This window comes from Massilia sp. 01N410, from assembly GCF_056399665.1.
On sequence record NZ_JBFTRV010000003.1, the window covers coordinates 36,275 to 61,467 of the forward strand.

Below are 25,193 nucleotides of genomic sequence, written 5' to 3' on the forward strand. Positions count from 1 at the left end.
CTCAGTCTCCTTCGAAATCGGGCGTCTGCTTGGCCACGAAGGCGTGGTAGGCGCGGTGGAAGTCGTTGGTCGCCATGCAGATGGCCTGGGCCTGGGCCTCGGCTTCGATGGCTTCGTCGATACCCATGTTCCACTCCTGCTGCAGCATCTTCTTGGTCATGCCGTGGGCGAAGGTCGGACCGCCGGCCAGGCTACGCGCAAGCTGTTGCGCCTCCGCCAGCAGGTCTTCCGGCGCGCACAGGCGGTTGTAGAAGCCCCAGCGCTCGCCCTCCTCCGCCGACATCGAACGGCCGGTGTACAGCAGCTCGGCCGCGCGTCCCTGGCCGATCAGGCGCGGCAGGATCGAACAGGCGCCCATGTCGCAGCCGGCCAGGCCGACCCGCGTGAACAGGAAGGCGGTCCTGGTGCGGGCGGTGGCGAAGCGCATGTCGGAGGCCATCGCCAGGATCGCGCCGGCGCCGGCACAGACGCCGTCGACCGCGGCGACGATGGGCTGCGGGCAGGCGCGCATCGCCTTCACGGTATCGCCCGTCATGCGGGTGAAGGCCAGCAGGCCCGGCATGTCGAGCCTGGTGAGCGGGCCGATGATCTCGTGGACGTCGCCGCCCGAGCAGAAATTGCCGCCGGCGCCGAGGATCACCACGGCTTTCACATCATCCGCGTAGGCAAGCGCGCGGAACAGGTCGCGCAGCTCGGCGTAGGAATCGAAGGTCAGCGGATTCTTGCGCTCCGGCCGGTTGAGGGTGATGCTGGCGACGCCGTCGCTGACCTCGTACAGAAAGTGCTCGGCGCGGTAATCGGCCAAGGTATTGCGGTTGCGCGGCAGCGAATGCGGCTCGCCCTGCAGGTAACGCATGATGTACTCCTATTCCTTGTCGTCTGTGTCGTCTTGGTCGTGCAGATGCTGCTTCATGGTGTCCAGCAGCGCGATCATCCTGGCCTTGTCGGCGGCGGGGATGTCGCGGAACAGGTCCGCCACCCAGCCTTCGTGCACTTCGGCCATCTCGGCGAAGGCGCCGCGCCCTTCCGGCGTCAATGTGACCACGAAGGCGCGGCCGTCCTGCGGATCCGGCACCCGCGCCACCAGGTGCTCGCGCTCGAGCTGGTCGACGATGCCGGTGACGTTGCCGCCGGTGACCATCATGCGCTTCGACAGTTCGCCCATGCGCAGTCCTTCCGGATGCCGTTCCAGCTGGGCCATCAGGTCGAAGCGCGGCAGGGTGATGCCGAAGCTGGTGCGCAGGCGGCTGCGGATGACGTCCTCGACCCGCACCGTGCAGGCCAGCATGCGCAGCCACAGCTTGAGGGCCTGGTGGTGCTCGCCGGTCAGGCGCGCGGTCAGGTCGAGCTGGGGCTTCACATCACCTCCCCGCCGGCCACCGCGATGGACTGGCCGTTCATGGCCGCCGCCGCCGGCAGGCACAGCATGGCCACCGCATGCGCCACCTCTTCCGGCCGCACCAATCGTCCCTGGGGATTGCCGGCGGCCAGTTCGGCGCGCGCCTGTTCCTCGCTGCGGCCGGTCTTGCGCACGATGTTGGCGACGGCTTCCTGCACGATGTCGGTCTCCGTATAGCCGGGGCAGACCGCGTTCACGGTGACGCCCTTGGCGGCCAGTTCCAGCGCCAGCGCGCGCGTCAGGCCGACCAGCCCGTGCTTGGCCGCGCAATAGGCGGCAACGTAGCGGTAGCCGGTCAGGCCGGCGGTCGAGGCGACGTTGACGATGCGTCCCCAGCCCGCGTCCAGCATGGCGGGCAGGGCCGCCTGGATGCAGTGGTAGGCGCCGCTCAGGTTCACCTCCAGCATGCGCTGCCACAGCGCCCCATCGGTTTTCATAAAGGGCGCCGACGCGGCCTGGCCAGCGTTGTTGACCAGGATGTCGACCCGGCCCGCGCGTTCGAACGCCGCGGCCACGCCGGCGGCGTCGGCGACGTCGATCGCCTGCCATCCGGTCTCGCCGCCCAGGGCGGCGGCCGCCGCTTCCAGCGCCGCGGCATCGCGCGCCATCAGGGTCACGCGCGCGCCCTGAGCCTGGAGCGCGCGGGCGATCGCCAGGCCGATGCCGCGGCTGGCGCCCGTCACGACCGCATGCTTACCCTCGAGTGCGTCCATCAGCCCTCCAGCAACTTTGCCGCGATCTGCTGCGGCGACAGACCCGTGTTCGCGGCCGCCAGCTGGCGTTCGCGTTCCAGGTTGCGCTCCATCTGCGCCTTGCCGGCCAGGTACTGCTTGGGCCAGGCGATGGCGGAGAAGCCGATCTTCGCAGCTTCGGTCAGGGTCCAGGCCGGATTCGCCAGGTGCGGCCGGCCCACCGCGCACAGGTCGGCGCGGCCGGCGGCGATGATGCTGTTGGCGTGGTCGGCCTCGAAGATCGAACCGACGGCGATGGCCGGGATGCCGGCTTCGTTGCGGATGCGGTCCGCGAACGGCGTCTGGTACATGCGGCCGAACAGCGGCTTCTCCTGCTTGCTCACCTGGCCGGACGAGCAGTCGATCATGTCGGCGCCGGCATCCTTGAACAGGCGGGCGATCTGCACCGCGTCTTCCGGCGTGATGCCGCCTTCGACCCAGTCGTGGGCCGAGATGCGCACGCTGATCGGCTTACCCGTAGGCCAGACGGCGCGCATCGCGCGGAACACGCGCAGCGGATAACGGCAACGGTTCTCGAGGCTGCCGCCGTACTCGTCGCCGCGCCGGTTGGTCAGCGGCGAGATGAAGGACGACAGGAAGTAGCCGTGGGCGCAATGCAGCTCCAGCCAGTCGAAGCCGGCCTCCTCGGCCGCCACGGTGGCGCGCACGAAGTCGGCTTCGACACGGTCCAGGTCTTCTTCCGTCGCCGCGCGCGCCAGTTGCGAGATGCCCGGCAAATACTGCTGTTCGGAGGCCGAGATCAGCGGCCAGTTCCCGCTTGGCAGCGGCTGGTCGATGCCGTCCCACATCGCGCGGGTCGAGCCCTTGGCGCCGGCGTGGCCCAGCTGCAAGCCGATCTTGGCATCGCTCTGGCCGTGCACGAAGTCGACGATGCGCTTCCATGCCGCCGTGTGCTCGGGCGCATACATGCCCGGGCAGGCCGGGGTGATGCGGGCATCGGCCGACACGCAGGTCATCTCGGCCATCACCAGCGCGGCGCCGCCCAGCGCGCGCGCGCCCAGGTGGACCAGGTGGTAATCGCCCGGCACGCCGTCGACCGCCGAATACTGGGCCATCGGCGAGACCACGATGCGGTTCTTCAGCAGCACGTCGCGCATCCTGAACGGCGTGAGCATCGGCGGCAGGTGGGCGCCGGCGGGCAGTTCGACGCCGGCCTCGGCGCAGGCGCGCCGCGCGAACCAGTCCTCGAAGCGCGACACATAGCCGCGGTCGCGCAGGCGCAGGTTCTCGTGCGAGATGCGCTGGCTGCGGGTCAGCATCGAGTAGGCGAACTGCTCGGCTTCCAGCGCGCTGTAGCGGTCCACGTTCTCGAACCATTCCATCGAATTGCGGGCCGCCGACTGGATCTTCAGCACCTCCACCGAGCGGCTGGCCTGGTAGGCGTCGAGCGCGGCGCGCAGGTTGCCCTCGTTCCCGGCGCAGCAGCGCGCCAGTTCGATCGCATCTTCCAGCGCCAGCTTGGTGCCGGAGCCGATCGAGAAGTGGGCCGTGTGGGCCGCATCGCCCATCAGCACGACCGGCACGGAGGATGAACCCTCGCCGTTCCAGTGCACCCACTGCTCGCAGACGATGCGCGGGAAGGCGATCCAGGCGCTTGATCCGCGCCGGTGGCCGGCGTTCGACATCAGCGCGTGGCCGTCCAGGTGTTCGGCGAACAGGCGCTCGCAGAAGGCGATGCCCTCTTCCTGCGGCATGTCGGCCAGGCCGGCCTTGCGCCATACCTCTTCCGGGGTCTCGACGATGAAGGTCGAGGTATCGCCGTCGAACTGGTAGATGTGGGCCTGGAACCAGCCGAACTCCGTTTCCTTGAACACGAAGGTGAAGGCGTCGAACTTCTTCTTCGTGCCCAGCCACACGAAGCGGCAGCGGCGCGTCTCGACCGAGGGCCGGTAATCCTCGGCGTAGCGGGTGCGGATGCGGCTGTTCAGGCCATCGGCGGCGATCACGAGGTCGGCGTCGTAGCGGGCGGCGATGGCCTGGTCGTCCTGGACCTCGGTCTCGAACACCAGCTCCACGCCCAGTTCCTCGCAGCGCTGCTGCAGGATGTTGAGCAGGCGCTTGCGGCCGATGCCGCAGAAGCCGTGGCCGCCCGAGGTGACGCGCACGCCTTTGTAGAAGACGTCGATGTCGTCCCAGTGGTTGAAGGCCTGCAGGATGGAGCGCGCGGTCGGCTCGTCGCTGGCCACCAGGTTGCCCAGGGTCTGGTCGGAGAACACCACGCCCCAGCCGAAGGTATCGTAGGGCCGGTTGCGCTCGACCACGACGATGCGGTGTGCCGGGTCCTGCTTCTTCATCAACAGGCCGAAATACAGGCCGGCGGGCCCGCCGCCGATGCAAACGATATTCATACGATGCTCACAATGATGGTCACGACTCGCGAAGTTTGAAACGCTGCAGCTTGCCCGTCTCGGTGCGCGGCAGCTTGTCGGTGAAGCGCACGGCGCGCGGATACTTGTAGGGCGCGATGTGCTGCTTGGCGAAGTCCTGCAGTTCCCGCACCAGTTCGGGCGAAGGATCGAAGCCGGGCTTCAGCACCACATGGGCTTCGACGATCTGGCCGCGCTCCTCGTCGGCGCGTCCGACCACGCCGCATTCCGCCACCGCGGGATGGCGCAGCAGCACGTCCTCGACCTCGGCGCCGGCGATGTTGTAGCCGGCCGAGATGATCATGTCGTCGGTGCGCGCACGGTAGTAGAAGTAGCCGTCGGCGTCCATTTCGTAGGCGTCGCCGGTCAGGTTCCAGCCGTTCAGCACGTACTTGCGCTGGCGCTCGTCCGCCAGGTAGCGGCAGCCGGTCGGTCCCTTGACGGCCAGCCGCCCGATCACGCCCGGCCCGGCCGGCCGGCCGTCGGCATCCAGGATGCAGGCCGAATAGCCCGGCACCGGCTTGCCGGTGGCGCCGGGACGGATGTCGTCGCCGCTGGCGGAGATGAAGATGTGCAGGATCTCGGTGGCGCCGATGCCGTCGATCATGTCGATGCCGGTGGCGCTCTTCCAGGCGTCGCGGGTGGCCAGCGGCAGCGCCTCGCCGGCGGACACGCATTTGCGCAGCGAGGACAGGTCGAACTTCGGCACCAGCGGCGTCATCTGGCGGTAGAAGGTCGGCGCCGTGAAGCAGATGGTCGCGCGGTGGCGTTCGATCGCCGCCAGCAGGCCTTCCGGCGTGAGCTTCTCGAGCAGCACCGCGGCCGCGCCAACGCGCAGCGGGAACAGCAGCAGGCCGCCCAGGCCGAAGGTGAAGGCCAGCGGCGGCGTGCCGATGAAGACGTCGTCCGCGCCCGAACGCAGGACATGGGGCGGGAAGCAGTCGCAGATGGCCAGCACGTCGCGGTGGAAGTGCATCGTGCCCTTCGGTACGCCGGTGGTGCCGGAGGTGAAGCTGATCAGGCAGACGTCGTCGGCCGCGGTGTCGACCGCCGCGAACGGCGCCGCGTGCCGCGCCATGCGCGCCTCCAGCCCTTCCGGATGGTCCGGATCGTCGAAGTAGACGGTGGGCGGATGGGCTTCCACCTGTTCCAGCTCGCCGGCCAGCGCCCGCGCGCACAGCACCGCATTCACCTGCGCCTTGTCGAGGATGACACCCAGCTCTTTCGCGCGCAGCAGCGGCATGGTCGGCACCGCCACCAGGCCGGCCTTCAGCACGGCGAGGACGGCCGCCGCCATCGACGGACAGTTCGCGCCGCGCAGCAGCACGCGGTTGCCGGGCACCAGGCCCATGTCGGCGCGCAGCACGTGGGCGATGCGGTCGACTTGGCGCTGCAGGCCGGCATAGGTCCAGGCATGATGCTCGCCCTGGATGGCGCGCCGTTCGCCGCGTCCCTCCGCCACATGGCGGTCGAGCAGTTCGGCCACGCAGTTCAGGCGCGCCGGGTATTGGAGTTCAGGAAGATCGAATACGAGTTCCGGCCACTCGCCGACCGGCGGGAGATGATCCCGCGCGAAGGTGTCGACATGGGCCGAGAGGTGTGCTTCTGCTGCGGAAGGGCTTGCCAATGAGCTTGTCATGAAGCGGCTCCGGAGAAAGTATCGGACGGTGGGTACCGGGAGATACTTTAAGCCTAAAGCAATTTCGGGGCAAGCAAAATTGTATTTTTATAAAACGAAGCGGCGTATGATCGGCAGGGTCGTTCCCATACATCGAAAGGACAGTCCATGACCCTGAAAGACGAGATTCAGGCGGCACAAGACCGCCTCGCCGAAGCCATCGCCGCGCGCGACGCCGGCCGCGCAGCATCCCTCTACACCGAGGACGCCCATTTCATCCCGCAAGGCGCGCCCGCCTGCACCGGCCGCGAAGCGATCGCCGCCTTCTTCGACGGCACCCTCGCCAACGGCATCGTTGGCGCCCGCTTCACCACCGAAGATGTCGACGGCGACGATGCCGGCGCGATCGAGGTCGGACGCTACGCCCTCTATGCGGCGGCGCCGGACGGCGAGCGCGTGCTCGCCGCCGAAGGGCGCTACCTGGTCGCCTGGCGCAAGATCGACGGCGCCTGGCGCCTGCACCGCGACATGTTCAACTCCCGGTAGCCGCGGCGCAGGCGGGGCTCAGAACTTCATCTCCAGGGTGGCCCGCACGCTGCGGTGCACCGGATTCAAGGTGCGGCTGGTCTGGGTGCCCACGCCCGGCGTCGTATAGCTGCTCTGGCTGATGGTGTCCTGGGCCAGCAGGTTGGCGGTCGCCACGCGCAGCTGCAGCTTCGGATTGAACTTCCACAGCGCATACAGGTCGAGATCGCGGCGCACCGACTGGTAGCTGATCTGGTTGCCCGAGATGCGCACGAAGCCGCCGTTCTTGAAGACATAGCTGCCGCCCAGGGTCAGCGGGCCGGTCTTGTAATCGGCGCCGAGAGTCGCGGACAGCGGGGTCTGGCCGTCCAGGCGGTTGTCCGGGCCCGGCACCGAGTCCACCGTCGACCAGTTGCGCGACAGGCTGGCGCGCAGGTCGAGGTTGGTCTTGGTCTCCATCACGGCCTTCAGCGGGAACTTGGCTTCCAGTTCCACGCCGTAGGTACGCGCATTGCCGTTGTTGGTCGGGGTCGAGACCCAGCGCGCGCCGTCGAACACGACCATGTTGCGGGTGTAGTCGCTGATGCGGCGGCTCGACACGCTGGCCGACAGCAGCGCTCCCTCGGCCCAGTAGTGCTCGTAGGAGGCGTCGATGCCCAGCGCCAGTTCGGGCTTGAGGTTCGGGTTGCCGATCGTATCCGGTTCGGTCTGGCTGTTGTTCACCGAGGTGAAGCGGTGCGGGATGATCTGCTGCTGGCCCGGCGCCTTGTAGGTGCGGGTCACGGCCAGGCGCACCTGGTCGCCCTTGGTGCCCGGCAGCTTGTACAGGGTCTGCGCCACCGGGCTCAGGACCGAGGAGCGGTTCTTTATTTGCGCGTAAGTGTTGCCCTCGGTCGATGTGCGGATGCCCTCCCAGCGCGCGCCCAGGTACACCGACCAGGCCGGGGTCACGTTCCACTCGTCCTGGCCGTACACCGCCAGGCGCGAGACGGTCGACTCGTAGAGTTCGTCGCCGCCCGGCAGCGGGACGTTCGGCGCGGCGGCATCGCGCTCGCGGCGGGCGTCGTCGCCGCCCTGCCAGCCGCCGTCCCAGCCGAAGGCCAGCGCGTGGCCTTCGAAGCGGCTGCTCGTATACTTGCCCGTCGAGGTCAGGCCGCGCACGACGACGTCCGACTTGATGAAGGCGCGCAGCGGTGCGGCCTGCGCATTGCCGCTGCCGAAGCGGTACATCGCATTGTCGGCGCCGACGTACAGGCCGCTCAGCTTGGCGTCCAGCTTGGCGCCGGATTCGAACTTGTGCACCCAGTTCAGCTCCTGGCGGAACACGTGGTTGTGGTTGGTCATCCGCTGCTCGAGCCGCGGGTAAGCCGGCAGCGGTCCCATCAGGGTGTCGACGCTGCCCATTTCGGCCTGCATGAAGTTTGCCCAGTTGGCAAAAGTTTGCGCGGTCAGCGTGTCGCCATTCTCGAAGGTGTAGTTGACGCGTGGCGTCAGGTTGACCACGCTGATGCGGGCATCCTGCGGGGTCTCGCTCTGGCGCACGCCGGTGATGGCGTTGGCGGCATTGACGAAGGTTTCGATGGTTTCCGGATCGTTGGTGAAGCGGTTCTGGAAGCCGTTTGCCGCGAACGAGTAGGACAGCTTGCCGAGCTTGTCGGACAGCTGCAGGTTCAGGGTCGGGCTGTTCATGGCGGCGCCGTGGCCGTAGCCCACCTTCAGCTCGCGCTGGGCCGCCTTGACCGCCTTCTTCAGCACGATATTGATGGTGCCGGCGATCGACTGGGTCGAGAACTCGGCGCTGGCGGCGCGCAGCACTTCGATGCGTTCGATCACGTCCGGCGACAGCGAGCTGATGTCGAAGCCTTGCGGGGCCCGCTCGCCGTTGATCAGGACCTGGGTATAGCCGCTGCCGAGGCCGCGCATGCGGATCTCGCCGCCGCGGCCGCTGCTGCTGATGGTCACGCCGGGCACGCGCTTGAGCACGTCGAGCACATTGGTATCGCCGTATTTGACGATCTCTTCATTGTTGACGACGATCTTGCTGGCGGTATCGTCGCGGCGCGGATCGTAGGACGCGGCGGCGCCCTTCACTTCGACCTGCTGGATCGTCTTGCCCTCGGCGGCGGGCGTGGTCTCCTTCGAGACCGGTGCCTGCTGGGCAAAGGCGGGATTGGCCAGGGCGGCCGCGACGGCGGCGGCACCGAGGCTCAGGCGGAAAGGGAAACGATGGGCTGGCATGTCGATCTGTTCAATCTGGTCAATTTGAAATGGACCGCCATTGTCCACCAGCTCTCCCGATTATTGTTGCCAATGCGTAAATATTTTTGATATGTATGCATCAATTTCATATGCATGCATATTGAAATTGATGTCAAAATGCAACTTGGCCCAGAGGGCAGGCTGCCCGTTATAATCTTCATCTTTCATTCGAGGTTTTTTACTGTGTCCGATCGCCTTAAAGTCCTGCCGCAATACCTGCTGCCCAAGCAGCGCCTGACGACCTTCGCCGGCCGCGTCGCCGGGGCCAAGGGCGGCTCGATCACGACCCGGCTGATCCGCTGGTTCGTCGGCAAGTACGGCGTCAACATGGACGAAGCCGAGAATCCGGACATCGGCAGCTACACCAGCTTCAACGATTTCTTCACCCGCCCGCTGAAGGCCGGCGCGCGCCCGCTGGCGGACGCCGCCTTCGTCTGCCCGGTCGACGGCGCCATCAGCCAGTTCGGCGCCATCGACGACCACCACATCCTGCAAGCCAAGGGCCACCGGTTCACCACCACCGAACTGGTCGGCGGCGACGCCGAACTGGCCAGGCAGTTCCAGCACGGCAGCTTCGCCAACCTGTATCTGTCGCCGAAGGATTACCACCGCCTGCACATGCCCTGCGACGGCCGCCTGACCCGCATGATCTACGTGCCGGGCGCGCTGTTCTCGGTGAACCCGACCACCGCGCGCGGCGTGCCCAACCTGTTCGCCCGCAACGAGCGCGTGGTCTGCGTGTTCGAGTCGGCGGAATACGGTCCCTTCGTGATGGTGCTGGTCGGCGCCACCATCGTCGGCAGCATGGCGACCGTGTGGCACGGCGTGGTGAACCCGAAGCGCCCGCAGAAGATCAGCGAATGGTCTTACCTCGACCAGGACATCGTCCTCAAGAAGGGCGAGGAAATGGGCCGCTTCCTGCTCGGCTCCACCGTCGTCATGCTGTTCAAGGCCAACACCATTCACTTCAATCCGGCGTGGGCGCCGGAGCGCTCGGTGCGCCTGGGCGAGATGATGGGCGAGTTCTCCGGCGGTAAATGAGAGCGCCCGGCACTATCCATTACGTACTCTGATTGCGACTTACTCTGATGGCGACAGGCTCGTGCACCGAGCCATTCGCCTGACAAAACTCGACATGGCATTTGTTCACGCCCGTTTCACCTTCGCTGTCGGCATTTTTTGCCTCCTACCCCCCTTCGCCCCCGAGGCCCAACCATGAACGCTCCCCTGAACCCCTCCCTGTTGGAGGATGTGGAGGACGTCTCCACGCCCGCAGCCGACACTGCTTTCCGCCATAACTGGCGGTTCTTCGACGCCGGCGGTTTCACCCAGGTCAGCCTCGACTCGGGTGCCGACCTCGTCCATCTCCGGCAGCTCGACCAGAAGCTGTGGGTCGCCCTGTCCTGCCCGGTCCAGGGCCTGGAATTCGACCGCCGGACCCTGGCGCTGATGGACATCGACGGCGACGGCCACATCCGGGCCCCGGAACTGATCGCCGCCATCGATTGGGCGGCGGCCCGCCTGACTTCCCCCGATGCTTTGGCGAATGGCGGCCCATTACCGCTCGCCGCCATCCGCGCCGACAGCGCAGAAGGCGATCGCCTGCTGGCCTCGGCGCGCCATGTCATGGACAGCCTGGGCAAGGGCGGCGCCGACGCGATCAGCGTCGGGGATGTCAGCGACAGTGACCGCATCTTCTCCGGCATGGCCTTCAACGGCGACGGCGTCATCACCGCCGCCGCTTGCGACGACGCGCTGCGGCCGGTCCTCGCCGCCATCATGGACACCCTGGGCAGCGTGCCGGATCGCTGTGGCGAAGCAGGCATCGACCAGGCGCTCGCCGACCGCTTTTTCACCGAGGCCCAGGCATGGCTCGAGTGGCAGTCCCGTCCCCAGAACGACGCCGGCCTCCTCCCCTTGGGCGCCGAAACCGACACCGCCTTCGCCGCCCTGGCCGCGATTCGCGCCAAGGCGGACGATTATTTCACTCGCTGCCGCCTGGCCGAGTTCGACCCTCGGGCGGGGGACTTGCTGAACGGCGCGCCGGAGGATATCCGCGCGCTCGGTGCCAGAAGCCTGACGGCCGAGGATGCCGGCCTGGCGGCGCTGCCCATCGCCTATATCCAGGCCGGCGGCGAGCTGCCGCTGGGCGGCGGCGCCAATCCGGCATGGACGGCAGCCGCCGCGACCCTTCGGGAACAGGTGGCAAAGCCCCTGCTGGGGGACAAAGACAGCCTGGGCGCCGAGGAGTGGCAATATCTCAAGGATAAGTTCGCCGCCTACGAGGCCTGGCAGGCAGCCCGTCCGGAAACGCCGCTGGCCAGCCTGGAGGTCTCCCTCCTGCAGGCATTCCTCGCCCCGGGCATCCGCACCGCCATCGACCAGCTCATCTCCAGGGATCTGGCGCTGGCCCCGGAAGCGAACGCCATTGCCGAAGTCGAACGCCTGGTGCGCTATGTCCGGGACCTGGGACAGCTGGCCAACAATTTCGTCTCCTTCCGGGATTTCTATAGCGGCGGCGACAAGAAGGCCATCTTCCAGGCGGGCACGCTCTACCTGGACGGCCGCAGCTGCGATCTCTGCATCAAGGTGCTGGACCCGTCCCGGCACGGCATCCTGGCCAGCCTGTCCGGGGTGTATCTGGCCTATTGCGACTGTGTGCGGGGAAGCCTGAAGATGACCATCGCGGCGGCCTTTACCGCCGGCGATTCGGACCAGCTCATGGTGGGCCGCAACGGTATTTTCTATGACCGTGACGGCAAGGATTGGGATGCCACCATCACCAAGATCGTGGACCACCCCATCAGTATCCACCAGGCCTTCTGGGCGCCATATCGCAAGGCTACCCGCCTGGCAGGCGAGCAGATGCAGAAGTTCGCCGCCACCCGGGCCAAGGGCGTGGACGACATGACGGCCAAGCTGGTGACCGACGCCGAAAACAAGGTGGGCGCCGGGGTCAAGCCCGCGGCGACGCCTTTCGATGCGGCACGCTTCGCCGGTATCTTCGCCGCCCTCGGGCTCGCGGTCGGCGCCATCGGCACAGCCCTGGCCTCCGTGGTCACGGGCTTCATGGGCCTGAAGGCCTGGCAGATGCCGCTGGCGGTGGTGGGCCTGTTCCTGTCGATTTCCGGGCCTTCCGTGGCCATGGCCTTCTTCAAGCTGAAGAACCGCAACCTGGGCCCCATCCTTGACGCCAATGGCTGGGCAGTGAATGCCCGGGCCCGCATCAGCATCCCCTTCGGCACCGCGCTGACCCGCATGGCCAGGCTGCCGGAAGGGGCGGCGCGCAGCCTGCGGGACCCCTACGCCGAGAAACGTTCATACTGGAAGCTCTATCTGGTTCTCGGGGTAGCGGTGGCGGCCTTGTCCGCCTACCTTGCTTTCAAGGTTTTCTGAGTAGGGACGATCAGAAGATCAAGGCCGCTTCAACTGGCCGATGACGCTCGCCACCTTGGTGGTAATGACATCGACCGCCGGGCCGTTGGCGCCGTGGGGCAGGATGACGTCGGCGTGGCGCTTGGTCGGCTCGATGAACTGCTTGTGCATCGGGCGTACCGTTTCCAGGTACTGGTTGACGATACTCTCGACCGTACGACCGCGTTCGACGATATCCCTTTGCATGCGGCGGATGAAGCGGACGTCGGGCGCGGTGTCGACAAAGATCTTCAGCGACATCATCTTGCGCAGGTCCGCGTCGTAGAGCGCGAACAGGCCTTCGATCACGATGACCGGAGCCGGCTTGACCGGAATCGTCTTGTTCGAGCGGTTGTCGATCGTGAAGTCGTATTCCGGCATCTCGATCGTTTCGCCATTGCGCAGGGCCTGGACGTGCTCTACCAACAGCGGCCAGTCGAAGGCCTGGGGATGGTCGTAATTCTGCTTGCGGCGGACTTCGGGGGTGAGATCGGACTGGTCGCGGTAGTAATCGTCCTGCATCACGACCGACACCATGTCGGCGCCGAAGGAAGCCAGCACCTGCTGGGTCACCGTCGACTTGCCGCTGCCGCTGCCGCCAGCGACACCAATGACAAACGGAGGGGTAGAAATCTGATTCATCCCCGAATGATACCGGAGCGGCGGCCGAACCGACAGGGCCGCCTGACGCTTCCTAGGCGGCCCGGCTCTCCATCTGCAGCCGCGCGCGCGCGCAGCAGGCGTCTTCCAGCATGTCGAGAAAGGCCCGCGTCTTGGCCGGCATCAGGCGCCGTCCGGGGAAGACGGCCCAGCCGGTAGCCGCCGGGAATTCCCATTCCGGCAACACCCGCACCAGCTCGCCCTTCTGCAGATAGGGCTGGACGAACAGGGTCGAGCTGGCCGCGATGCCGGCGCCGCCGGCGGCGATGCGTGCCAGCAGTTCCGGCGAATTTGCCGTCAGCCGCGCCTGCACCGCGCGTTCCCAGCGCACCTTGCCGCGCTCCAGCACCCAGGGCGTGGCGCCGCCGTTGCGGCTCAGGATGCACAGCAGGTCGTGCTTGGCCAGGTCGTCCGGGTGCTCGGGCAGGCCGTGCTGGGCGGTGTAGGAAGGCGCGGCGTACAGGCCGAAGCGTTCCAGCGAGACGCGGCGCGCGTTCAAGGTGGAATCCTCGGGCAGGTCGCCCATGCGGATCGCGATGTCGAAGTTCTCGGCCACCAGGTCGACCCGGCGCGGCGACAGGTCCAGTTCCAGCGATACCGCCGGATAGCGGGCGGTGAAGCGCGCGATCAGGTCGGTCAGGTACAGGTTCGCGAAATCGCCCGGCATCGAAATCCTCAGCTTGCCGCTGGGCTCGGCCTGGCGGTGCTGGGCCAGGGCGCCGGCCGCCTCCACCTCCTCGGCGACCTTGCGCGCGTGCTCGAGCAGGCTTTCGCCGAACTCGGTCAACACCAGGCGGCGCGTGGTGCGCTGCAGGAGGCGCTCGCCCAGGCTGGCTTCGAGCAGGGCGATGCGGCGCGATACCGTCGATTTCGGCAGGTCCAGGCGCTGCGCCGCCATGCTGAAACTGCCGGCTTCGACGATGCGGGCGAACAGCAGCATATCGTTGGCTTCGATGTCCATGATTGTTCCACTGGCTGAATAATGTTATCCATTCTAACGCCTTCCGCACGATAGATGGAACCGTTAAAGTGTCTACATCGAAACACCAACCGACACAACGAAGGAAACGACAATGAACATCCTGCAGATCAATTCCAGCCTCCGCGGCGCCAATTCCGAATCGAACCGTGTGGCCGGCAGCATCGTCGCCAAGCTGAGCGCCGCCAACCCGGGCGCCACCATCATCGTGCGCGACCTCGGTGCGAAATCCCACCCGGTGCTGGACGAAGCCGCACTGGGCGCCCTGTTCACCCCGGCCGACCAGCGTACCCCCGAGCAGGCCGCCCGCGTGGCCCAGGACGACGCCCTGATCGCCGAAGTGCAGGCCGCCGACGTGGTCGTGATCGGCGCTCCGATGTACAACTTCGGCATGCCGATCCAGCTGAAGGCCTGGTTCGATGCGATCGCCCGCGCCGGCGTCACCTTCCGCTACACCGAAGCCGGTCCGGAAGGCCTGCTGAAGAACAAGAAGGTGTTCGTGGCCACGTCCCGCGGCGGCATCTATCCGGAAGACGCGGATCCGCAAGTGCCGCACATCCGCATGCTGCTGAACTTCCTGGGCATGACCGACTCGACCTTCGTGTACTCGAACGGCCAGTCGATGGGCCCGGATGCAGCGAGCAAGGGCCAGGCCGAGGCCGACGCCGTGGTCGCCGCCATCGCCTGAATCGCCCCTGGGCGCGGCCTTCGGGCCGCAGTATTCAATTAACAGGAGATCGAAATGGAACAGCAAGTTGAAGTCACCGTTGCCGACGAACGCGTCGAAAAAAGCCGCCGCATCGAGCGCGTGCTCGGCGGCCAGTTCGTGATGGATGGCGCCGGCGTCAAGATCAACCGCGTCCTGACCCAGCCGCTGCAGCGCCGTCTCGATCCCTTCCTGATGCTGGATGCCTTCGGCAGCGACAAGGCGGGCGACTACATCGCCGGCTTCCCCGAGCACCCGCACCGGGGCTTCGAGACCGTCACCTATATGCTGGCCGGCCGCATGCGCCACCGCGACAGCGCCGGCAACGAGGGCCTGGTCAGCGATGGCGGCGTGCAATGGATGACCGCCGGCCGCGGCGTGGCCCACTCCGAGATGCCGGAGCAGAACGAAGGCTTGATGGAAGGCTTCCAGCTGTGGCTGAACCTGCCCGCCAAGGACAAGATGTGCGAGCCCTGGTACCGCGACATCCCGACCGAGGAAGTGCCGCGCTTCACCCTGCCCTCCGGCGCGGAGGTGCAGGTGATCGCCGGCAGCTCGCATGGCGTCGATGGCGCCGTGCAGCGCGAGGCGACCCAGCCGCTCTACCTCGACATCCACCTGCCGGCGGGCGTGGCGTTCGAGCAGCCGCTGGCGGCCGGGCACAACGCCTTCTTCTACGTCTACCGCGGTGAAGTCGTGGTCGACGGCAAGGCGGTGCCGCAGGCGCGCATGGCCATCCTCGACAATGCCCAGGGCGCCGACGGCGTGAAGATCAAGGCCGACACCGACAGCCGCCTGATCCTGATCGCCGGCCGTCCGCTGAACGAGCCGATCGCGCAGTACGGCCCATTCGTGATGAACACGAATGCCGAGGTGTTCCAGGCGGTAGAGGATTTCCGCGCCGGCCGCTTCGCCTGATCGATAGTCGGCAGTTCGGATACACTACCGGCATGCCGCTGATAGAAGTCATAAGTTCTCTGCTCGGGCGCGCCAGCCGCGCGCTCGGGCTGGAGACCATCGATACCTTCCCGCCGGGCCATCGCTACGCCGATACCCGCTGGGACAAGGCCTATTTCGACATCCCTTCCGACTACAAGCCGGAGCGGATCGAGCAGGCCATGGCCGACGCCATCATCAACACGCCCAGCGTGTTCGTCTACATAGAACACCCGACGCCGCGCATGCAGCGCGCCCTGCTGGGCGTGATCCACGCCCGCCTGCGCCGCGCAAGCACCCCGCCCAACGACCTGCTTGCGATGCTGATCGCCGCCTACGCCAGCCCGCGCACCCAGGAGGCGGTGCCGGGCCTGCGCGCGGCGATCGCCGGCACCGACGGCTACGATCCCTCGATGCGGGTCGCCCACCTGGCGGCCTGGCTGGCCGACATGCCGGCCGCCTTCGACGTCATCGACGCGCAATGACGCACAATGACGCTCAATACGCCTCAATGCGGCGACGGTGACTTGAGCACCTCGTCGACGGTCGGCGTGGCATTCATCTTCATCGAGTACAGGTAGTCGGCAGGCAGGTCGCCGACCGTTCTCTTCTCGCCGGGCAGCAGCTTGAATGGCGGCACCACCTCGGTATAGCTGCAGGTGCGCTCCTTGGTGCGCTCGTCGAGCATCTTGTCCTGGCAGAGCGACTTCAGGATCAGATAATGGCACACGCCGATATTGCCGGCGCCGCAGCCGAAGGTGGTCGTGGAGACACCCAGCCGCGTCACGATCACATAGGGCTGGGGAGGCGCCGCAAGGACGCCGGCGCCGGCGCACATCACGGAAGCCAGCAGGGTGGAATGGATAAGTTTCTTCATCACCCCCAAGCTTATCAGACTGATATCGCGCAAAAATGCGCGCTTTGTCACCGCACGGCGGCTGCCAGCGAGGATCCTCGGCTATTGCCTGGCACATAGCGCTCGCGCAGGCGCATGAAGGGTGTCTCGACCAGCCGGAACAGCAGCCAGCCTGCCAGTACCGAGGCGGCGAGCGCCAGCACGACTGTCAGCGGGTGTCCGGGGCCATAGCCGGCCTCTTCAAGGGGCTGGGCGGACAGCACGCTCACCTGCTTGTGAACCAGGTAGACCGCATAGGACCACAGCGCCAGGCTCGACGCCCCCGGGACGCGGATGCGGTGCAGCGGCGAATCCGGGGCCAGCGCCGCCACGATCAGCAGCGCGCAACCCAGCGCCAGCAGCGGAAAGCCGAACACGGTGGTCCACAGGCCGTAATGGTCGGCCAGGAAGCAGCGCAGCGCCAATGCGCAGGCAGCGATCCCGGCCGCCAGCAGCAGCCTGCCCTGCCCCATCAGGCGCGCCCAGATCCCGCCATGGAAGTTCTTCAGCAGGGCCAGCGCCACCCCGGCCAGCAGCTCGTCGAGGCGGCAGAAGCTCGAGTAATAAATGTGCTTGTAATAGAAGTGCAGCCAATGTCCGTCATCCTGTCCGTGCAGCCAGGTGCCGGCGCGGACCGCCATTCCCGCCGCGACGGCCAGCGCGAACGCTGCCCATACCCGCCGCAGCCTGCTGCCGTCCGGCCCGTCCTTGCGCCCGCCGAGGGCGGCGGCCAGCAGCGCGCAGGCAGGCAGCAGCAGGTAGAACTGTTCCTCGATGCACAGCGACCAGGCGTGAGAGAAGGCGGTGCCCGGTTCCAGGCCGATGTTCTGGGTAAAGCTGAGGTACTTCCACAGCGGCAGCATCGGGGCGTCGCCGCGGAAGGCCGGCCACAGCGCATACAGCGCCAGCACGGCGTAGAAATTCGGCAGCGTACGCAGCAGCCGGCGCGCGTAGAAGCGCCCCAGGCTCAGGCCGCCCGCGCTGCGCTGGGCCTGGAAGATCTGGTTCCCGATCAGGTAGCCGGACAGGGCGAAGAAGAGGTCGACGCCGACCCAGCCGATCTCGCCCACCCAGCCGAAGGTGCCGGTACCGCTGACGAACAGTACGTAGTGATGCAGCACCACCAGCGTGACGGCGAGCGCGCGCAGGGTGTCGAGGCCATGGATGCGGGCGGAGACGCGGCTCATGTGGAGGATCGTCGACGAAAACGCCGGATGATGCCACGCGGCGCTCCCGGATGCCAGGGATTCCCGATAAAATGGCCGGACCGATATTTCCTTGGATCAAAAGCATGACCTCCGCCGCAAGCCAGCTGCATTTCAAATCCGTCAACTACACGGGTCAGGGCCCCGGTCCGCGCGTCATCATCATGGGCGCGACCCACGGCAACGAGACCTGCGGTACCCAGGCCATCCAGCGCGTGATGGCGGAGCTCGACGCCGGCAAGCTGCACATCGTCAACGGCAGCGTGACCTTCGTCCCCATCGTCAATCCGCTTGCCTACGCCAAGAACACCCGTTCCGGCGACCGCAACCTGAACCGCGACCTGTCGCCGAAAGAGCACCCGCAGGACTTCGAAGACCGCGTCGCCAACTGGCTGTGCCCGCTGCTGGCCCGGCACGACGTGCTGCTCGACCTGCACTCCTTCAACGCCGCCCATGGCGAGCCCTTCGTGATGGTCGGCCCGCTGGACAACGACGGCCCGCTCGAACCCTTCCGCCACATGCGCGAAGAGCGCGCGCTGGCGCGCCGCCTGGGCGTGCGACGCTTCGTGACCGGCTGGATGGCGGCCTATGGCGGCGGCGTGCAGCGACGTTCGCGCAGGTCGAGCTCTAACGTCGGTGCGGCCGAACTGGAAACCGTGCTGCGCTACGGCATGGGTACCACCGAATACATGCGCAGCACCGGCGGCTATGCCCTGACCCTGGAATGCGGCCAGCACCTCGACCCGCAGGCGCCGGAAGTGGCCTACCGCGCCATCATGAACACCCTCGCCCACCTGAAGCTGATCGAAGCCCCGGAGCCGCAGCCCATCCCCTTCGAAGAGATGGAAGCGCTGCAGATGGTCGTGGTGCACGACAAGCTCGACGCCGGCGACCGCTTCACCCGCCAGTGGGCCAGCTTCGACCCGCTGCAGGAAGGCGAACAGATCGGCGTGCGCGCCGACGGCACCCCGGTCGTGGCGGAATTCTCGGGCCGCATCCTGTTCCCGGATACGAACGCCGGCCCGAACCAGGAGTGGTACTACATGACCCGCCCGAACCCGCAATTCGGCCGCGAATGAACCTGGCGTACACCGCGCCATAGTCAACCAGGCCGGCATAAGTCGACATACATGACATAGGCCGCGACATAGCCATCCTGGGGATGTGCGAATGCGTCGGGAATCGTGCCCACTTTCATGAACGGTAGAGTGAAAGTGCGGCGCGATTGGTGGCGACAACCTGGTTGAATTGCATCGCCCGAAATCCGGAGAGCCTCGCCTGTTCAAGGCAATCCTGCACGAGAATGCGGCCGAGTCCTCGGCCCCGGAATGCTTTGGCAACGATAAAAGTAGCTGTTGCAATATGCGAGCCGCGGCCCGGCATATTCGGGCCATAGCGATACATGCCAAGCAAAACCCCGTTTTGATATGCCAAAACACATCCGGCTGCGCCTAGCCATTGGCTGTCGATGAAATGCCCATCGACCTGATCCCGGAATGGAAGCGTATCGCCTTCAATAGAAACCAACCGAAGCAGCTCGAGCATGGCGCCCGCATCGGCCCGGGCCGCAGTGCGTAAATCGAGCCCGTTCATGTTGCCGCGCCGGACACAATGGCAATCCTGGGATTTGCGCTCTGCATAGTCGCTCCAGAACAGATGAATGCGGCAAGTCTAGTTTGCGTGCACGGGGCGGACAAACGAAAGCTTTTCGCTTTCAGATGAACCAAATTCATCTGATAGAATCATTGGATGAAGCGTCGACCGAATCCTCCACTCATCGCTGCGCGCAGTTTCGAAGCCGCCGCACGACATTTGAGCTTTCAGGAGGCGGCGGCGGAACTGCATGTCACCCCGACGGCGATCAGTCATCAAGTCAAGCGCCTGGAGGAATACCTGGGACTGCCCTTGTTTGTACGCCAGAACCGCGCCGTCGTGCTTACCCCTTACGGCAAGACCCTGGCAGCCCGCCTTTTCGAGCTGTTTAGAGGACTTGAAGACGTACTGCAGCCGCCATCGATCGGCAACACTCAGGCATTGCGCGTTACCGCCATGCCCTCATTAGCGGCGAAATATCTGGTGCACCGCATCGCTGAATATCAGTCCACCCCCCCCGGCTTAACCCTTGAACTGAGCGACGACGATGAAGTCGTCGATTTTAAGGACGGCAAATTTGATATTGCCCTGCGATATGGTGATGGCCGGTATCCTGGTGCGATCACCCAGCACTGGATGAGTGCCGACATGATTGCGGTCTGCAGCCCTGCCTTGCAAGCTCTCGCTTCCCCGCCGCTTCACACGCCCGCAGATGTTCTACACCACACGCTGATACACGACAGTACGATCCATCTTCCCGGCAAGCCACCTGGCTGGATCGAGTGGCTGGAGACACAAGGATTGCCGATGCCGCCCAATCAGGCCAGCCTGCGTTATTCCAGCGTTTTCCTGGCGATCGAAGCGGCGCGAGCGGCGAAAGGCATTGCGCTGGCACCTGAGCCATTGGTGCGGGATGATTTGCACAATGGCGATCTGGTCGAACCATTCAAGCTGAGATTGGATAACCCATACGCTTTCTGGATTGTGTATCCGCGCCACTTGCAAAACGATGCGCGTGTATTGGGGTTTGCAAAATGGCTTCTCAGCAGTCACTGAGCGTGCCGAGCCTGCCTTAGCCGCCGGCCTCGCGCATCTGCGCCCGTTCCGCCCGGATCAGGTGCAGGTTGCGCAGGTAGATCGCCACGCCCAGCCCCTGGCCGGCGATGAAGACCGGATCGCGCCGGTGCGCCGCATACGCGAGCAGCACCAGCGCGCCCAGGATGCTCAGGTACCAGAAGGACACAGGAATCACGCTGCGGCGCCGCCGTTCGCTGACGAACCACTGGATTACGAAGCGCCCCATGAACAAAGCCTGGCCGCCGAAGCCGACCAGCAGCCACCAGCCATCCTCACCCATCGACTTCCTCCTCCTCGATCTGCCGCCGCCGCGCGGTGCGGCGCCCGCCCAGGCGCCCTGCCGACCACGGCCACATCCGCAGCAGTTCCCAGCCGCCCCACAACAGGCAGACCAGCCCGATGAGGCGCTGGGCCGGCAGCACCGCCGGAATGCCGACATGCCGGCTCACCAGCAGGCTCGCCGCTACGCCCAGCAGCACCAGACCGGCCACCAGGCCGCCCACGCCGGCAGTGGGCCAGGCCCAGCGGCCGGAAAGCCTGAGGCCGAGCCAGGCGCCCAGCCAGCCGCCGAGCATGCCCCACAGGATGTCGACCGGCCAATGCACGCCCGCCATGATGCGCGACAGGCTGACCAGGCTGGCGAGCAGCAGGAGCAGCATGCGCCGCAGCGGGCTCCCCGCCACGCCCATGCTCCAGATGCCGGCCATGGCGAAGGCCGCCGCCGCATGCCCGGACGGGAAGGACACCCGCCGGTAGGCCGGTCCCGCCTGGAAGAACTGGTCCGGCGCCAGCACGGACAAGGGACGCGGCATGTCGACGAATTGCTTGGTCACCTGGGTCCAGAGCGCCGCGAACACCGCCGCCGCCAGCGCCGCCCAGAAGCAGTGCGGGACACGCCGGATACAGGGCAGCACCAGCGCCAGCGCCACCGCGCCGTCGCCCAGCATGGTCAGGTGCAGCCAGAACAGGGGACCGAGGGCCTGGCCGGCATGGTTCAGCGCCAGGAAGGCGGCGCGGTTGGCGCCGCTGGCGAGCACCAGCACCAGCAGCGCCAGCCCGATGGCGGGCGGCAGCCATACCCAGGGAGAACGGAAGGCGGGAACCATGTGCCTCATCCAGGCATGCGGGCCAGCACGATGCCGCCCTTGCGATACAGCAGCCGCACCGGGCCGAGGGCAGCCAGGGCGTCGCTGCGGGTCAGGATCACCTGGCCGGGCCTCGGCAGCGGCGGCGCCGCCGGCGTGACGGCGCCGCGGTAGACCGAAAAGCTCGGCATATCGATGCGCCAGCTGTGCACCTCCCAGCCGGCGCGCCGGGCCAGCAGGGCCGCTTCCTTCAGCGGACCCTGCTGCAACTCGGCCGCCGCCGGCAGCAGCAGACAGGCCAGGGCCAGCGAGCACAGCAGTCCGGCCAGGGCCAGGCGCCGCCACAGCGAGGCGCCGCGCCACAACGCCAGCCCGAGCACGGCCGCCAGCAGCGCCAGCGCGCCGAGTCGCCAGCCCGCGCCGAACACCTCGGTCCGGCCCAGCGCCTCGCGCACATAGGGGTTGCGGATGCCGGGGGGCAGGCCCTCCAGCAAGACCGGCAGGGCCGCCACCAGCCCGAGGAAGAGCAGCGGCGGCGTAAAGGCCAGCACATGCGAGCGCAGCGTGCCGCGCTCTCGCGCCATCAGGATGAACAGCGGGGTCGCACCATACAGCAGGTAGTGCGGCAGCTTGGTGCCGGCCAGCGAAAAGAACACGAAGACGAACAGGAACCAGCACCACAGGAAGGTGTCGAGCGGCGTCGCGCGCGGATGCCGCAGCTTGCGCAGTCCGGGCAAGCTGCGCAGGAACAGCCCGGTATACGGCAGCAGCAGCACCAGGATCGCCGGCAGGTAATACAAAGGCCCGCCGCCATGCCCCTGCAGCGGCGAAAGGAAACGCTCGACGTTGTGGCGCATGAAGAAGCCGGCCAGGAAAGCATCCCCGCGGCTTACGTATTCGAGCAGGTACCAGGGCAAGGCGACCGCCAGCAGGATGGCCCAGCCGGCGGGGTCGCGCACCGCCCGCCCCCAGTCGGCCATTCTTCCCAGCAGCGAGAAGGCCAGCAGGCTGGCGGCGCCCGGCACCAGCAGCGCCACCGGCCCCTTGGTCAGCAGGCCGAGGCCGATCCACAGGAAGGCGCGCCGTCGCCACAAGGGCCGCGGGTCCCCGGCGTAGCGGACGATGTCGAACATGCTCAGCGCCAGGAAGAGGTTGAGCAGCGCATCGGCGGTCGCCCCGCGCCCGATCACGCCGACACCGGCCGTGCCGGCGGCAATGAAGGCCGCGGCGTAGCCGGTGTCGCGGTCGATGTGCCGGCGCGCGAAGGCGAAGACGGCCACGATCCAGGCGCTGGCGGCCAGCGCCGACGGCAGGCGCAGCGCGAACGCGTCCAGGCCCAGGACCCGCACCGACGCCGCCTGCAGCCAGTAGACGAGGATGGGCTTGTCGTAGCGCGGCTGGCCGTTCAGCCAGGTGGACACGTAGTCGCCGCGTTCGAGCATCTCACGCGTGGCTTCGCCGAAGGCGCCCTCGTCGACGTCGAACAGGGGCAAGGCGCCGAGGTTCAGGTAGAGCCCGATCAGGACCGCGCCGGCCAGCAGCAGGGGCAGCAGCCAGGGCACCGCCTCGGCCGTTGCAGCCGCCCTGCCCAGCCGGCGTCCGTCGCCTCCCATGGACCGCGGCAGGCCGGCGCCTTCCCTCAACGGACCGCCGCTCATGGCTGCGCCGCCTCGCCGGCGCGGCGCCCGTCGGCGGGGTCCGCTTCGCCCAGGCCGCCCAGGGTTTCGCGGACCAGGTAGGTGCGGGCGGCGCCGACCTCGAAATAGGTGCGCGCCAGCACTTCGGTGACGATGCCCGTGCAGACGAACTGCACCCCGATCACGACCAGCAGCACCGCCAGCAGCAGCAACGGCCGGCTGGCGATGGCCTCGCCCTCCCCCAGCTTGAGCCAGGCCAGCCAGCCCAGCGCCGCAGTGCCGGCGAAGCCGCAGGCGAGGCCGATGCGTCCGAAGAAATGGCCGGGGCTGGCGCGGAAACGCACGAAGAAATACATCGACAGCAGATCGAGCAGGACCTTGAAGGTGCGCGACAAGCCGTACTTCGATTGCCCGTGGATGCGCGGGAAGTGGCTGACCTCCTCTTCGCGGATGCGGTCGGGCGAGGTCACGGTGGCCATCCAGGTCGGGATGAAGCGGTGCATCTCGCCGTACAGCCGGATCTCGCGCAGCACCGGGGCGCGGTAGACCTTCAGGGAGCAGCCATAGTCGTGCAGGCGCACGCCGGTGACGGCCGCGATCAGGCGATTCGCCAGCATCGAGGGCAAGCGGCGCAGCCAGAAGCTGTCCTTGCGCTCGCGCCGCCAGCCGACCAGCAGGTCGAGGTCCTCGTCGAGCAGGCGCCTCACCATGCGCACGATGTCGTGCGGGTTGTTCTGCAGGTCGCCGTCCATGGTGGCGATCACGCTGCCGCCGGCGGCGTCGATGCCGGCCTGCATCGCGGCGGTCTGGCCGAAGTTGCGCCGCAGGATGACCGCCGCCATGTGGCCGGGACTGGTGGCCACGGCTTCGCGGATACGCTCGGCAGTGCGGTCGCGGCTGCCGTCGTCGACCAGGATCAGCTGCCACGGCCAGGGCGCCGCCGCCATCGCCGCCTGCACCTGGGTACTCAGCGGCAGCACATTGTCTTCCTCGTCGTGCATGGGCACGACCAGCGACAGGGAATGCGGCTCCAGCGCCGCCTCTTGCTTACGCATGGCAGGCCCCATGGTGGCGGAACCACGCGACGAAGTGCGCGATGCCGGTGCGCAGCGGCGTGGACGGCGCCCAGCCGATCGCCCGCCGCAGGTCGTGGGTGTCGGCGCAGGTGGCCGCCATGTCGGCGCCGGGCATGGGCCGCCCCAGCCGCTCGGCGCGGCGTCCGAGCGCGTCCTCGAGGGCGTCGATGAATTCCGAGAGCTGCACCGGCTGCTGGTTGCCGACGTTGTAGATGCGGAAAGGCGCATGGCTGGTGGCCGGGTGCGGATCGAGCGGATCGAAGTCCGGATCCGGCTCGGCCGGCCGCCCGCACAGGCGCAGCACCGCTTCGACCACGTCGTCGATATAGGTGAAGTCGCGCAGCATGTGGCCGCCGTTGTAGACCTCGATCGGGCGGCCGGCCGCGATGGCCTTCGCGAACAGCATCGGCGCCATGTCGGGCCGTCCCCAGGGCCCGTAGACGGTGAAGAAGCGCAGCCCGGTGGTGGGCAGGCCGTAGAGGTGGCTGTAGCTGTGGGCCAGCAGCTCGTCGCTGCGCTTGCTGGCGGCGTACACGCTGACCGGGTGGTCGACCGGGTCGTGCTCCCTGAACGGCAGGCGGCGGTTGGCGCCGTAGGTGCTGGAACTGCTGGCGTAGACCAGGTGCCCGAGACCGTGCCGGCGGCTGTACTCGAGCACGTTGGCGAAGCCCGCCACATTGTTGATCACGCATTCGTGCGGATGTTCGGAGGAATAGCGCACGCCGGTCTGGGCCGCCAGATGGATGGCCAGTTCGAAACGGTGCTCGCGGAACAGGGCGTCCAGCGCGGCACCGTCGGTGACGTCCACGCGGTAAAAGCGCAGGCCGGCGGCATCGCCCAGCGCGGCCAGGCGCCTTTCCTTCAGCCCGGGCTCGGCGCAGGGTCCGAGATGGTCGATGCCGACCACCTCATGTCCCTCGGCCAGCAGGCGGCGCGCCAGGTGCATGCCGATGAAGCCGGCCACTCCCGTCAACAGGATCATCGGTTTCCCTCCGCGGTCGGGGCGAAGCG

At 67.1% G+C, this 25,193-nt stretch carries 24 protein-coding genes; 8 read left to right on the forward strand and 16 right to left on the reverse strand.

What is annotated here, in order from left to right; genetic code table 11:
• Position 1 precedes the first annotated feature (1 nt).
• The 5 genes from AC1DOP_RS05075 to AC1DOP_RS05095 are packed head-to-tail and all read right to left on the reverse strand — an operon-like array spanning position 2 to position 6,156.
• Positions 2 to 856 (reverse strand): enoyl-CoA hydratase family protein, encoded by an 855-nt coding sequence (locus AC1DOP_RS05075; RefSeq protein ID WP_477250163.1) that lies wholly within the window; start codon positions 854 to 856, stop codon positions 2 to 4.
• Positions 857 to 865: 9 nt separating this feature from the next.
• The gene (locus tag AC1DOP_RS05080; RefSeq protein WP_441933363.1) at positions 866 to 1,360 is read right to left on the reverse strand and encodes a MarR family winged helix-turn-helix transcriptional regulator; all 495 of its coding nucleotides are present in this window, start codon (positions 1,358 to 1,360) and stop codon (positions 866 to 868) included.
• Entirely contained in the window at positions 1,357 to 2,112 is a 756-nt protein-coding gene (locus AC1DOP_RS05085) for an SDR family NAD(P)-dependent oxidoreductase (RefSeq protein ID WP_477250166.1), read from the reverse strand. Before AC1DOP_RS05085 ends, AC1DOP_RS05080 begins: the two co-directional genes overlap by 4 nt.
• Positions 2,112 to 4,499 (reverse strand): bifunctional salicylyl-CoA 5-hydroxylase/oxidoreductase, encoded by a 2,388-nt coding sequence (locus tag AC1DOP_RS05090; RefSeq protein WP_477250168.1) that lies wholly within the window; start codon positions 4,497 to 4,499, stop codon positions 2,112 to 2,114. Before AC1DOP_RS05090 ends, AC1DOP_RS05085 begins: the two co-directional genes overlap by 1 nt.
• A gap of 19 nt (positions 4,500 to 4,518) precedes the next feature.
• Positions 4,519 to 6,156 (reverse strand): AMP-binding protein, encoded by a 1,638-nt coding sequence (locus AC1DOP_RS05095; RefSeq protein ID WP_477250170.1) that lies wholly within the window; start codon positions 6,154 to 6,156, stop codon positions 4,519 to 4,521.
• A gap of 147 nt (positions 6,157 to 6,303) precedes the next feature.
• On the opposite strand from AC1DOP_RS05095, the gene AC1DOP_RS05100 reads away from it, so the two are divergent.
• The gene (locus AC1DOP_RS05100; protein ID WP_441933369.1) at positions 6,304 to 6,681 is read left to right on the forward strand and encodes a YybH family protein; all 378 of its coding nucleotides are present in this window, start codon (positions 6,304 to 6,306) and stop codon (positions 6,679 to 6,681) included.
• A gap of 18 nt (positions 6,682 to 6,699) precedes the next feature.
• Here the strand turns inward: AC1DOP_RS05100 and AC1DOP_RS05105 are convergent, their stop codons facing one another.
• Entirely contained in the window at positions 6,700 to 8,898 is a 2,199-nt protein-coding gene (locus AC1DOP_RS05105; RefSeq protein ID WP_441933371.1) for a TonB-dependent receptor plug domain-containing protein, read from the reverse strand.
• A 204-nt stretch (positions 8,899 to 9,102) separates the two neighbouring features.
• Here AC1DOP_RS05105 and asd point away from each other — a divergent pair, with 204 nt between their 5' ends.
• Positions 9,103 to 9,960, forward strand: a complete 858-nt coding sequence (asd, locus tag AC1DOP_RS05110; protein ID WP_477250173.1) for an archaetidylserine decarboxylase — start codon at positions 9,103 to 9,105, stop codon at positions 9,958 to 9,960.
• A gap of 174 nt (positions 9,961 to 10,134) precedes the next feature.
• On the forward strand, positions 10,135 to 12,315 hold the full coding sequence (locus tag AC1DOP_RS05115; protein WP_477250175.1) for a hypothetical protein: 2,181 nt from the start codon (positions 10,135 to 10,137) through the stop codon (positions 12,313 to 12,315).
• An 18-nt stretch (positions 12,316 to 12,333) separates the two neighbouring features.
• Here the strand turns inward: AC1DOP_RS05115 and udk are convergent, their stop codons facing one another.
• Positions 12,334 to 12,975: a uridine kinase gene (gene udk / locus AC1DOP_RS05120; protein WP_441933380.1), complete on the reverse strand. Its 642-nt coding sequence runs from the start codon at positions 12,973 to 12,975 to the stop codon at positions 12,334 to 12,336.
• Between the two features lie 52 nt (positions 12,976 to 13,027).
• Complete coding sequence (locus AC1DOP_RS05125; protein ID WP_441933382.1) at positions 13,028 to 13,954, reverse strand: LysR family transcriptional regulator; 927 nt, start codon at positions 13,952 to 13,954, stop codon at positions 13,028 to 13,030.
• 112 nt (positions 13,955 to 14,066) lie between these two features.
• Here AC1DOP_RS05125 and AC1DOP_RS05130 point away from each other — a divergent pair, with 112 nt between their 5' ends.
• Genes AC1DOP_RS05130 through AC1DOP_RS05140 form a run of 3 tightly spaced genes read left to right on the forward strand, consistent with a single transcriptional unit; the run spans position 14,067 to position 16,099 of the window.
• The gene (locus AC1DOP_RS05130; RefSeq protein WP_477250177.1) at positions 14,067 to 14,660 is read left to right on the forward strand and encodes an FMN-dependent NADH-azoreductase; all 594 of its coding nucleotides are present in this window, start codon (positions 14,067 to 14,069) and stop codon (positions 14,658 to 14,660) included.
• A 54-nt stretch (positions 14,661 to 14,714) separates the two neighbouring features.
• Complete coding sequence (locus tag AC1DOP_RS05135) at positions 14,715 to 15,596, forward strand: pirin family protein (protein WP_441933386.1); 882 nt, start codon at positions 14,715 to 14,717, stop codon at positions 15,594 to 15,596.
• Positions 15,597 to 15,628: 32 nt separating this feature from the next.
• Entirely contained in the window at positions 15,629 to 16,099 is a 471-nt protein-coding gene (locus tag AC1DOP_RS05140) for a hypothetical protein (RefSeq protein ID WP_441933388.1), read from the forward strand.
• A 23-nt stretch (positions 16,100 to 16,122) separates the two neighbouring features.
• Here the strand turns inward: AC1DOP_RS05140 and AC1DOP_RS05145 are convergent, their stop codons facing one another.
• Positions 16,123 to 16,491 carry a hypothetical protein gene (locus AC1DOP_RS05145; protein WP_441933390.1) on the reverse strand — a complete coding sequence of 123 codons (369 nt, stop codon included), beginning with the start codon at positions 16,489 to 16,491 and terminating at the stop codon, positions 16,123 to 16,125.
• 47 nt (positions 16,492 to 16,538) lie between these two features.
• Complete coding sequence (locus AC1DOP_RS05150) at positions 16,539 to 17,696, reverse strand: acyltransferase family protein (RefSeq protein ID WP_477250180.1); 1,158 nt, start codon at positions 17,694 to 17,696, stop codon at positions 16,539 to 16,541.
• Between the two features lie 104 nt (positions 17,697 to 17,800).
• On the opposite strand from AC1DOP_RS05150, the gene AC1DOP_RS05155 reads away from it, so the two are divergent.
• Positions 17,801 to 18,793, forward strand: coding sequence for a M14 family metallopeptidase (locus AC1DOP_RS05155; protein ID WP_441933393.1), 993 nt, complete (start codon positions 17,801 to 17,803; stop codon positions 18,791 to 18,793).
• 115 nt (positions 18,794 to 18,908) lie between these two features.
• Here the strand turns inward: AC1DOP_RS05155 and AC1DOP_RS05160 are convergent, their stop codons facing one another.
• Complete coding sequence (locus tag AC1DOP_RS05160) at positions 18,909 to 19,307, reverse strand: N-acetyltransferase family protein (protein ID WP_477250182.1); 399 nt, start codon at positions 19,305 to 19,307, stop codon at positions 18,909 to 18,911.
• 156 nt (positions 19,308 to 19,463) lie between these two features.
• On the opposite strand from AC1DOP_RS05160, the gene AC1DOP_RS05165 reads away from it, so the two are divergent.
• Complete coding sequence (locus AC1DOP_RS05165; protein ID WP_477250184.1) at positions 19,464 to 20,363, forward strand: LysR substrate-binding domain-containing protein; 900 nt, start codon at positions 19,464 to 19,466, stop codon at positions 20,361 to 20,363.
• A gap of 16 nt (positions 20,364 to 20,379) precedes the next feature.
• Here AC1DOP_RS05165 and AC1DOP_RS05170 read toward each other — a convergent pair whose 3' ends face one another.
• Genes AC1DOP_RS05170 through AC1DOP_RS05190 form a run of 5 tightly spaced genes read right to left on the reverse strand, consistent with a single transcriptional unit; the run spans position 20,380 to position 25,164 of the window.
• A complete protein-coding gene (locus AC1DOP_RS05170; protein ID WP_477250186.1) occupies positions 20,380 to 20,664 on the reverse strand; it encodes a lipid-A-disaccharide synthase N-terminal domain-containing protein in 285 nt (94 codons plus the stop codon).
• Positions 20,657 to 21,490: a phosphatase PAP2 family protein gene (locus AC1DOP_RS05175; protein WP_441933400.1), complete on the reverse strand. Its 834-nt coding sequence runs from the start codon at positions 21,488 to 21,490 to the stop codon at positions 20,657 to 20,659. Before AC1DOP_RS05175 ends, AC1DOP_RS05170 begins: the two co-directional genes overlap by 8 nt.
• Positions 21,491 to 21,495: 5 nt before the next feature.
• Positions 21,496 to 23,127, reverse strand: coding sequence for an ArnT family glycosyltransferase (locus AC1DOP_RS05180; RefSeq protein WP_441933402.1), 1,632 nt, complete (start codon positions 23,125 to 23,127; stop codon positions 21,496 to 21,498).
• The gene (locus AC1DOP_RS05185; protein WP_441933404.1) at positions 23,124 to 24,161 is read right to left on the reverse strand and encodes a glycosyltransferase family 2 protein; all 1,038 of its coding nucleotides are present in this window, start codon (positions 24,159 to 24,161) and stop codon (positions 23,124 to 23,126) included. Before AC1DOP_RS05185 ends, AC1DOP_RS05180 begins: the two co-directional genes overlap by 4 nt.
• The gene (locus AC1DOP_RS05190; protein WP_441933405.1) at positions 24,154 to 25,164 is read right to left on the reverse strand and encodes an NAD-dependent epimerase/dehydratase family protein; all 1,011 of its coding nucleotides are present in this window, start codon (positions 25,162 to 25,164) and stop codon (positions 24,154 to 24,156) included. Before AC1DOP_RS05190 ends, AC1DOP_RS05185 begins: the two co-directional genes overlap by 8 nt.
• Between the last annotated feature and the right edge of the window lie 29 nt (positions 25,165 to 25,193).

Bases quoted from the DNA above. Each gene is read 5' to 3' on its own strand.
- AC1DOP_RS05130 (WP_477250177.1), top strand. From the start codon at position 14,067: ATGAACATCCTGCAGATCAATTCCAGCCTCCGCGGCGCCAATTCCGAA.
- AC1DOP_RS05180 (WP_441933402.1), bottom strand. From the start codon at position 23,127: ATGAGCGGCGGTCCGTTGAGGGAAGGCGCCGGCCTGCCGCGGTCCATG.
- AC1DOP_RS05185 (WP_441933404.1), bottom strand. From the start codon at position 24,161: ATGCGTAAGCAAGAGGCGGCGCTGGAGCCGCATTCCCTGTCGCTGGTC.
- AC1DOP_RS05170 (WP_477250186.1), bottom strand. From the start codon at position 20,664: ATGGGTGAGGATGGCTGGTGGCTGCTGGTCGGCTTCGGCGGCCAGGCT.
- AC1DOP_RS05190 (WP_441933405.1), bottom strand. From the start codon at position 25,164: ATGATCCTGTTGACGGGAGTGGCCGGCTTCATCGGCATGCACCTGGCG.
- AC1DOP_RS05150 (WP_477250180.1), bottom strand. From the start codon at position 17,696: ATGAGCCGCGTCTCCGCCCGCATCCATGGCCTCGACACCCTGCGCGCG.
- AC1DOP_RS05105 (WP_441933371.1), bottom strand. From the start codon at position 8,898: ATGCCAGCCCATCGTTTCCCTTTCCGCCTGAGCCTCGGTGCCGCCGCC.
- AC1DOP_RS05100 (WP_441933369.1), top strand. From the start codon at position 6,304: ATGACCCTGAAAGACGAGATTCAGGCGGCACAAGACCGCCTCGCCGAA.
- AC1DOP_RS05140 (WP_441933388.1), top strand. From the start codon at position 15,629: ATGCCGCTGATAGAAGTCATAAGTTCTCTGCTCGGGCGCGCCAGCCGC.
- udk (WP_441933380.1), bottom strand. From the start codon at position 12,975: ATGAATCAGATTTCTACCCCTCCGTTTGTCATTGGTGTCGCTGGCGGC.
- AC1DOP_RS05145 (WP_441933390.1), bottom strand. From the start codon at position 16,491: ATGAAGAAACTTATCCATTCCACCCTGCTGGCTTCCGTGATGTGCGCC.
- AC1DOP_RS05165 (WP_477250184.1), top strand. From the start codon at position 19,464: ATGAAGCGTCGACCGAATCCTCCACTCATCGCTGCGCGCAGTTTCGAA.
- AC1DOP_RS05125 (WP_441933382.1), bottom strand. From the start codon at position 13,954: ATGGACATCGAAGCCAACGATATGCTGCTGTTCGCCCGCATCGTCGAA.
- AC1DOP_RS05075 (WP_477250163.1), bottom strand. From the start codon at position 856: ATGCGTTACCTGCAGGGCGAGCCGCATTCGCTGCCGCGCAACCGCAAT.
- AC1DOP_RS05090 (WP_477250168.1), bottom strand. From the start codon at position 4,499: ATGAATATCGTTTGCATCGGCGGCGGGCCCGCCGGCCTGTATTTCGGC.
- AC1DOP_RS05155 (WP_441933393.1), top strand. From the start codon at position 17,801: ATGACCTCCGCCGCAAGCCAGCTGCATTTCAAATCCGTCAACTACACG.
- AC1DOP_RS05115 (WP_477250175.1), top strand. From the start codon at position 10,135: ATGAACGCTCCCCTGAACCCCTCCCTGTTGGAGGATGTGGAGGACGTC.
- AC1DOP_RS05135 (WP_441933386.1), top strand. From the start codon at position 14,715: ATGGAACAGCAAGTTGAAGTCACCGTTGCCGACGAACGCGTCGAAAAA.
- AC1DOP_RS05175 (WP_441933400.1), bottom strand. From the start codon at position 21,490: ATGGTTCCCGCCTTCCGTTCTCCCTGGGTATGGCTGCCGCCCGCCATC.
- AC1DOP_RS05085 (WP_477250166.1), bottom strand. From the start codon at position 2,112: ATGGACGCACTCGAGGGTAAGCATGCGGTCGTGACGGGCGCCAGCCGC.
- AC1DOP_RS05095 (WP_477250170.1), bottom strand. From the start codon at position 6,156: ATGACAAGCTCATTGGCAAGCCCTTCCGCAGCAGAAGCACACCTCTCG.
- AC1DOP_RS05160 (WP_477250182.1), bottom strand. From the start codon at position 19,307: ATGAACGGGCTCGATTTACGCACTGCGGCCCGGGCCGATGCGGGCGCC.